This is a genomic window from Bradyrhizobium iriomotense, from assembly GCF_030160715.1.
Taxonomy (GTDB): Bacteria; Pseudomonadota; Alphaproteobacteria; order Rhizobiales; family Xanthobacteraceae; genus Bradyrhizobium; species Bradyrhizobium iriomotense.
Window position 1 is genome coordinate 1 of record NZ_BSOW01000081.1, and the last position, 8,123, is coordinate 8,123.

Below are 8,123 nucleotides of genomic sequence, written 5' to 3' on the forward strand. Positions count from 1 at the left end.
CGGTCGGGCTACGCCCTCCCTTCGGTCCGTCCCCATCGGCGCAGTCTCACCTTGATTGTCGCTGGAGTCTCACCCTGATCGCCGCCGCGCAGCCAGCCGCGATCCGCCGCAGCAGGCGCAGGTCGTCGGAGCCTCGATAACGACGCGCTCGTGTTCGATGTCGTCCGGCCAGGGCTTGCGTACCGGTCGCTTGCGCGTGAAGGCGCGGACTTTCTGCGCCTTCGCCGCCGCGGCCTGCGCGGCAAGCTCATCCTCGCTCGCCGTGGTGACGAGTTCTTCGAGCTCCAATTCCAACTGCTCGATCAGCCGCGCCGTGCGCTCGGAGCGCTGCCCGTACAGTTCGCGTTTGAGCTTCTCGATCCGCAGCTCGAGATGCGCGATCAGCGCCTCGTTGTCCGACAGCTCCGCCCGCGCGTTGGCGGCATCCGCGACGGCCACATCGCGTTCAGCCTGCAACGCCTCACGTTCGGCCAGCAGCGCCATGTAGGCACTCGCGAGGTCCGAAGGAAGAGCGCCCGGCTTCGACGTCATGAAGCCATTGAATCAGATCAGGCTGCAGATTCAATCGTAAAAAGGCTATCCAACTCGCGTTGGACGCCGTGTTTCTTGAGGATTGCGCCAGTCGATTCCAGATAAGAGATAACTCAACTGCGCCGGAGAGATCGTCACTGCTTCGCCCGCAACCGAAGGCCAGATGAATCTTCCTCTCTCAAGTCTTTTTGTAAACAGGCATGCCCCCTGGCCATCATGCCAAATCACCTTCAAAAGATCGCCGCGTTTTCCCCTGAAGCAGAAAAGACCACCGCCCATGGGGTTGTGCTTGAGCACCTCCTGCACGCGGAGAGCCAGGCTCGGAAAGCCGCACCGCATGTCGGTGTGGCCAGTCGCCAGCCATACCCGCACGCCCGTGGGGATCGGAATCATCGCCGATCCAGAGCCTCGACGATGCGGCGAAGCGCCTCAACGTCGACCCCCGCATCGACAATGACGCGCCGCCCGCTCGTCAACTCGACCTCAATTCGCTGCTCGGTCGAAAGCGCCGGCGCGCTCCGCGATGAAAGTGCCGCCGATGGGACTGGCCTATCCTCTGCGACAACCGCTCTGACAAAGCCAGCCTCGGATTTGGCCCGGTTCGCTACCAAGCCCCTCCGCCAGGTCACCAGCAGAGAACGCGACAGTCCATATCGTCGCGCCGTTGCCGCAACCAGACGCGGCTCGGACATGCTTTCCAAAACAATCCGCGCCTTCTCCTCCTCCGACCAGCGCCGTCGCCGGCCCGTCTCCACCACTTCAAGTCGATTCAGCGCACTGATCGTATGACTGTCCATACGTACAGTTCTCAACCATTAGACCACCCCGTCGCAAGGCGTCTCTCCTCGGAGGCTTACTCTCTAGCTAAAGTTGGGCGCTTTGATTCAGATTCGCATTCGTGCGGCGGCGAGGCGAGGCTAGAGCATCCGCCGATCATGTTGCAGTGTATCCGGCGGCGGTGAAGTAGTTGCGGCATTCGGTTGATGTAAAGCGATCAATAATGCGGCCAATCGCGCTCCAGAGGCCGTCGACGGTTCGTTCTGCGGCCTGACGCAAGAGCGCCTTGAGCTTGGCGAGGGCGTAGCGGCGGTTCAAGGATTGTGGCTGCCGCGGATGAGGTATTGCCAGTTATGGGGTAGCGAGCGCGAGGGACCCCTCGACTCGTGTTGCTGTCCGAGCCACCATTTCTCGTAGCCGATGAGGCGCCGGCGCGTCAGTTGCGCTACGGCTGATCGACATCAACTTAGTTCGTCCATGCTCTGCCGCCGTTACCAATCCCTCGACCTATGCCGCGCACATCGCAGCATCCAGTGAGCACTGAGCCATCGCAATCAACTTCCGTTGGTGGGCGTAAGCACACCATCGTACTCCCAACTCTGACCTCGTCACGGCGCGGATCGGCTCACTATGCCTCTAAGCTATGTTAGCGCTTCGGCGAGGGTTCGAAAGCTGCATTTGCGCGACTTCCTAACCGCTTCTCTCTTGCTCGCGTCCCTCCTCTGCAAGCAAGTTACCAAATGGGTACCAACCACCATTACAGTTGCAGTTTCTTCTTAAAATGGGCTTTGCGCGGCCATCATGGCAAGGGCAACCATAACGAGTGAGACATGGCGATGCCAGCCGGCCACGAGCGGGTTTCGGTGTGATCAAGGCCGAGCTCGTCCTTAGCAGTTTCGAAGCTGTCTTCGATGGGCTAGCGATGGCCTTCCACCGCACGAGCTTCTGTATGGACGCGCCCTTGGGTAACGATCAGATTGAAAGCGTTTTTGGGAACTTCGCATCGGACTGTCGCTGGACGAAACGCGCGGGTGTCGGCTCGCCTTCTTACGCACTGTGCGGCAGCTTGTTTCTAATGATCGCTGCCGGCCGCCATAATGTCTGCCACGTAGGCGAGGCAATCATCGGCGCGGCTGACAGGGCGCGAAACTATCTCGCCTCTGGCAGCCTCGCTGCTGCGCTTCTAAGGAAGCCGCATGCCCGAATGTATTTGTGAGACGAAACAGCTACTCGATCACGCCTACTTCTTGAAGTGAGCAATGAGTAGCTTAGCAACCTGATCTGAACGATCTATCCCAGAAGCCAGTTCTGCATCATATAGCCCCCCAGGGTTTGCAATATTGAATTCCAGTACATAAGGATAAGCCATGTCTATTCCGACAAAATTGATCCCATGCGCCATCAGCTTTTTGCCAATCAACTCGGCAAGCTCGACTTCGCCGGAATGTAAATCGACAGGAACCGGTTTTCCTCCTTGCGTTATATTCGACCTGTGATCGTTTGGAGAGTTTTGCCGACCATGCCAGGCAACCGCCTTTCCGCAAGCAACGATGATACGCTTTTCACCTTGAGCCACTTCCGGGATATGCTCCTGTAGAATAGCATATTCAGCTTTGAAGCCACGTAGCCCATAGCCGAATTCGTGTTTCGCGACAGCGCCGAATCGGCGTGGCGCGACAGCACCAAATTCATCTAATGCGACAGTGTTTCCTGTGAGGCATTGGAGAATTGTTCGAACGTTTGGTCCGTCTGGAGGGAGTAAGAAAACGTTCTGCCCGCAAAAGGCATTTGGCGGCTTGGCCACCCAACAGTGATCAGGCATCTGCTGATAACGTTCCCACAGCGATGAGAAATCATTCGAGATATATGAGGTCGCCCTGTTCTCTCTCGGTAGTACATAGCCTAACGCGTGTTTAGTGTCTAAAAACATCATGCCTTCAACGCTGTTAACGAAGGCGACATGTTGCGAAGCTAACCACAGCATTTGCCAGACATCGCGCGCCACGCTATCCTGAGGTGGAATCATAACCCAGATCAGCTGGCATTCGTCAAGAAAATATGCCTGTCGGCTTCCCAGTGCCGCAGAGCCAGGATAATACGGCTCGCCGTCTTCCGGCACCCGCACTCCTCGTGTGAAATAACGATAGTCGTCTGCTGCAATAGCATTGATATCGCCGAAAATTACTTCGCAGCCGAAACGACGGAAAGCATTGCTGATAGGTGCATCATTTTCACCCAAGCAATCGAGGTGCCTTGTTAGGATGAGCAATCTCATGACGTTCTCCTAGTCAGACTGGCAAACAGCATTCCTCAGTGTTGTTGAATCTCAAATGGCAAGTTTCGTGCCAGACTTACTCATCCCATAAGCGGCTGATTAGATCTGACCAAGAACTCGATTTGTCTTAGATCCGACGAGGAACCTCGTTAGCACAGCCGTTTGGGAGCACACATTTGCTAACGCGCGCCTCCAGGTAGGTAGTTCCCAGGAGAGCGAAGACACAGATCGAAGGTGAAACGTCGGAGACCGCCTCATCCACGCACCACAGGCCATACAGCATGAGTCTACAACGCTGTTCCACGCGCGCACTACAGCTACGTTGGCAGGCCGCACAATCATCCAAGCTCAACGACTTCTACCGCGAAAGGCGTGGGACGTGGCTACTTTGCCTGAGCCGACGAAACGAGAAAAATCGGCACATGGGATGGGAGTTCGAGAAACTCACGCTTCCGTCTGCCAGTTCCAGGTAGCACTCGCAGGATATGATGCGGCTCACGCTCGGGAAGAGCCGGACTCGGAAGATAAGCGTGCCGCGACCTCTCTGTGAGGGCGAAAGCCGAACGGCTGAGCTAATTGCGAGTTGTCCGGTTTCTGACAATGGCCAGATCGTGTCCCCGAGCGTCGTGTACCTGGCAGCACACCGAATTGACCGGCAAGAGCCAGACAACGGCGCGATGGCTTCCAGCATCATGTAACGCGCACGCTGAACGGCTCATTCATCATTCTGCTCGAGCAGGATCGCGCCGACGAGGCGGAGATGGCGTCTTGGTGGGCAAGATCCCGCTTGATCTCGCCGTTGAGGGCGCTCGATCGTAAGTGGCAAGCTGATGCCGTCAGGCGGCTTGGTTCCATGGCATAAAGGCGTCGATTTCGTTGCTTGGCCAGCCGTTGGCGATACGCTGAAGCGTTAGGGTGAGCCAGGCGAACGGATCGACGTTGTTTATCTTCGCTGTCTGCAGCAGTGTTGCCATGGTCGCCCAGGTTCGTCCGCCGCCGTCGCTGCAAGCGAAGACCTTTCTCGTAATTGTTTGTGGCCTGATGGCCTGATGGCGCGTTCGACGATGTTGGAGTCGAGCTCGATGCGGCCATCGGTCAGGAAGCGTTCGAAGATGGCACGGCGCGAGACGGCATAGCGGATCGCCTCAGGCAGTTTTGATTTGCCGGAGATCCGCCGCAAGGTCTGCTGCCAGAGATCGAAGAGATCTGCGACGATCGCCGCGGAGGCTTGCTGGCGCGCGGCAACGCGAGCGTCGGGGCTTTGACCGCGTACGGTTTCTCGACCTGCCAGAGCCTTGCCATCCGCTCGACCGTCGTCGTTGCCACTTCCGAGCTCCCTGGAACATGCAGCTCGTAGAACTTGCGCCTGCTGTGTGACCAGCAGCCGGCCAATGTGATGCCATCATTGCCGCGACCGGATCGCGCGAGATTGTTATAGGCGGCATAGCCATCCACTTGCAGGATGCCGCGATAACCATTGAGATGCAGGACCGCGCATTCGCCGGAGCGGCTGTCTTCGAAGCGATAAGCCACCATCGGCGGACCGCTGCGGCCAAACGTTCGGTCATCCCTGGCATAAGCCCGTCTGTGGACGCCCCGCCAGATGCAAGCGGTTTTTGAAGACGATTGGCACGTGGTCGGATGCTGCCCTCTGTCCGGCCTCTGATGCAGCGATGGAGCTGCGGGCCCGTATGGGAGTTCGCGGACCGGAACTAAATCATAAATGCGTGCTCTGGTCACGATGGGTACATCTGGTTCTTCCGGCCCCGTCTCACCGACTGTTGCGCCATATTGCCGCGCGGCAATCAGGATGACAGTGCGTATTGCAGCATGTAGCGATGTTCCCGAAAGACTTGTTGTTGCCTCATCTATTTTGCTCCCAGGAGAGAGAAGTATGCCGGTCGCACAACTGGTGGGCATTTCGAGCGCGCCGATGTCGCGCTCGGTCCTCGACCGAGCCCTTGCAAAGCCAACAGACCGGTGATCGGGCGTGGTCAAGGCCGCCAGCCGCCGAAGGCGGTCGCGCAACGCGCCAGCGTTGAGCACGGGTCGATCACCGGTCTACTTCACACCGCCGTTCCTTTCCAGCAGCGGCGGGCTTTCCGGTGATGTGTATTGAACGATGGCTGGAAGAAGTTCACGAACAAACGGGCCGAGCGATAAAGCTGCGCCGTAGCCGACCATTCGGCGGACCACCGCGCCGTTCTTCTGCTTGACAAAGGCCTGATCGTTCTTGCGATAGGGGCGACAGCCCGTGAAGACGATGTCAGCCTGTTCGCAATATTCTTTCATGGTCTTGTTCACGAACACAGAGTCGTTGTCGGTGTCCAGACCCAGGAGCGCAAACGGTAGCTATTTACGAAGTTCGGTCAGAGTCGTGCTCAACAACCTCTGTTCGCGCACCAGAAGTGGCGCGCATTCCGTCCAGCCGGTCGCGATGTCCGTGAGAACGAGCGTCTGGACGAAGCTGCCCCGCGCCGAAGGACCGCTGTGAGCAACGAGGTCGGCCTCGACGAAACCGGGTGCCGGATCTTCCCAATCCGCTGAAGTACGACCAGGGATGCTGCGTCGCAGAGCACTTGCCACAGAGCGACGGCGCTGCCGGTCGCTTTGCTCACGAACGCTTCGAAGCGCCCGGTCGATCGTCGCCGCACTCATCGACAATAATGGCCCGAACCTCTGGCGTCAAGTCGATATGGCCGTGACGCTCCATCGATTCAATCAAGATCGGCAGCAGGGCCTTCAGTGCCGTAGCGGCCGGTCAGCTTCGCGGGCTGCAGTCTCGGTCTTCTTCGGCCGATCACGTAATCAAGGCCGAGGAAGAACTGGCGGGCGACGCATGGAGTCACCGTTCAGTTCGAGCCTGTGAGCGCGTTGTGAAGCAGGCGATCAAGTATGGTATCACGTAAGTTGGGTCGTTTATGAGCTCATGCCATTTGGCAATTGGGAGCTGGCTGGTGACGAGTGTTGACCGACGGCCGTAGCGGTCTTCGAGGATCTCGGGCAGATAATGACGGGCGTTGGTGTCGACGGCTTGGAGCCCCCAATCGTCCAAAATTAGCACGTCGACCGGCGATGCTCGTCATCCGCGAAGCGAGTCGGCCATCACCCGGGCAAGGTCCAGTTCTTTGATCAACCGCGGCAGCTGGGTGTAAAGCACAGAGTGGTTGTCCCGGCAGGCCTTGTGGCCGAGCGCACAGCCAAGCCAGCTTTTCCCGATACCGGTCGAACACGCGACATACTACCCAAGAACATCCGTTTGAAGTCGTCGCCATTCAATATCCGTATCGTCCGCGCGCTGGCGAACGCGTTACTGTTCTGAGGCAAGTCGTTCACGGGGCATGTCTTCACTTCGTGATCGAACAGCCGGACCGTAGTCGCATCCTCCTGCCGGCATGGATGACGGACAGTTCCGCAGCGACATTGCCGCTGGTCAAGATCCCTCGGCTTTCCTTGGAGGCGCTGCAAGAACTTCGCTGCCTCGTTGATGCACAGCGCCTATCGTCGATGCCGCCCGAAACGAGTCGAACGATTGGAGGCGATGATGGAGCAACGATGGCGACAACTCGATCTTCTGGTCCTCGGAGCAGGAGCGATTCGGCGCTCACAGTTCGATCCGATGGTTCGTTCGGAAGTCACCGGCCTGCTCAAGCTCCTTCTCCAGAAATGCGGCGCCGTGCCCGCAAAAGTGCATGAGGCAGATGATGAACAAGATCACGTCCGATCACTTGGCGCGCAGCGCTTATCTCTACGTGCGGCAATCGACTGCTGACCAACTCGCCAACAATCCCGAAAGCCGCCGACGCCAATATGCGCTCGCTACCCGCGCCCGGACGCTTGGGTGGCAAGATGTGGTCGTCATCGACGACCACCTGGGCCGCTCGGGTGGCGGCACTGCGCGCCCAGGATTTGAGCGTTCGTTGACGGCAATTTGTACCGGTGGCGCTGCCGCCGTGCTGGCTATCGAGGCTTCCCGCCTGGCCCGCAATGGCCGCGACTGGCACACGCTTCTGGAGTTCTGCACCCTGGTGAACACTCTGATTATTGACGAGGATGGCATTATGACCCAAAGCTCACGAACGACCGGCTGCTGCTTGGGATGAAGGGGACGTTTAGCGAGCTTGAGCTATTGATCCTGCGACAGCGGTCACAAGAAGCATTGCGCCTCATAGCGGTGCGGGGGGACCTCCATACGTCCGTAGCCATTGGTTACGTGCGCAGCGCTGACGATCGCCTGGAGCTGGATCCTGACAAGCGAGTGCGTGAAGCGCTCCATCTAGTGTCCCGAGTCACAAGTTCGCAATCATAGATTCGCAGTAGATTCGCGTCGCTGTGCCAAGGATGGGGCAAACGGCGACGGAGTCTCCAATGGCTGTCCAGCAACTTGCCCCCCTGATATTGAGCGATGATGAGCGGGCCGAACTGACGTCGCTGACGATGCGGGGAAGACGGCGCAGGCGCTGGCTCTGAGAGCCCGGATCGTTCTGGCCTGTGCGGAAGGTGGTCAGAACACGGAAGTGGCGGCCAAGCTCGGGCTGGA

At 58.5% G+C, this 8,123-nt stretch carries 5 protein-coding genes and 6 pseudogenes; 1 reads left to right on the top strand and 10 read right to left on the bottom strand.

Going from position 1 to position 8,123, the window contains the following annotated elements; genetic code table 11:
- Positions 1-90: 90 nt before the first annotated feature.
- From QQL28_RS45125 to QQL28_RS45170, 9 genes and pseudogenes are all read right to left on the bottom strand, one after another.
- Positions 91-531, bottom strand: a pseudogene (locus QQL28_RS45125) (transposase domain-containing protein); the annotation flags it as partial.
- 45 nt (positions 532-576) lie between these two features.
- On the bottom strand, positions 577-924 hold the full coding sequence (tnpB, locus tag QQL28_RS45130; RefSeq protein WP_284276307.1) for an IS66 family insertion sequence element accessory protein TnpB: 348 nt from the start codon (positions 922-924) through the stop codon (positions 577-579).
- Entirely contained in the window at positions 921-1,328 is a 408-nt protein-coding gene (tnpA, locus tag QQL28_RS45135) for an IS66-like element accessory protein TnpA (protein WP_279692462.1), read from the bottom strand. Before tnpA ends, tnpB begins: the two co-directional genes overlap by 4 nt.
- 136 nt (positions 1,329-1,464) lie before the next feature.
- A pseudogene (locus tag QQL28_RS45140) lies at positions 1,465-1,611 on the bottom strand (IS630 family transposase); the annotation flags it as partial.
- Positions 1,612-2,102: 491 nt separating this feature from the next.
- Positions 2,103-2,250 (bottom strand): annotated as a pseudogene (locus QQL28_RS45145) (IS701 family transposase); the annotation flags it as partial.
- 298 nt (positions 2,251-2,548) lie between these two features.
- Positions 2,549-3,583, bottom strand: a complete 1,035-nt coding sequence (locus tag QQL28_RS45155; RefSeq protein ID WP_284276311.1) for an ATP-grasp domain-containing protein — start codon at positions 3,581-3,583, stop codon at positions 2,549-2,551.
- Positions 3,584-4,419: 836 nt separating this feature from the next.
- Positions 4,420-5,206 (bottom strand): annotated as a pseudogene (tnpC, locus tag QQL28_RS45160) (IS66 family transposase); the annotation flags it as partial.
- A gap of 494 nt (positions 5,207-5,700) precedes the next feature.
- Positions 5,701-6,329: pseudogene (locus QQL28_RS45165) on the bottom strand (ISNCY family transposase); the annotation flags it as partial.
- A gap of 99 nt (positions 6,330-6,428) precedes the next feature.
- Positions 6,429-6,803, bottom strand: a pseudogene (locus QQL28_RS45170) (ATP-binding protein).
- Positions 6,804-7,287: 484 nt separating this feature from the next.
- Between QQL28_RS45170 and QQL28_RS45175 the strand changes: the two are divergent.
- The gene (locus QQL28_RS45175; RefSeq protein WP_284276313.1) at positions 7,288-7,686 is read left to right on the top strand and encodes a recombinase family protein; all 399 of its coding nucleotides are present in this window, start codon (positions 7,288-7,290) and stop codon (positions 7,684-7,686) included.
- Between the two features lie 186 nt (positions 7,687-7,872).
- Here QQL28_RS45175 and QQL28_RS45180 read toward each other — a convergent pair.
- Positions 7,873-8,123 (bottom strand): hypothetical protein (locus QQL28_RS45180; RefSeq protein ID WP_284276315.1); only part of this gene is annotated, 251 nt, incomplete at its 5' end.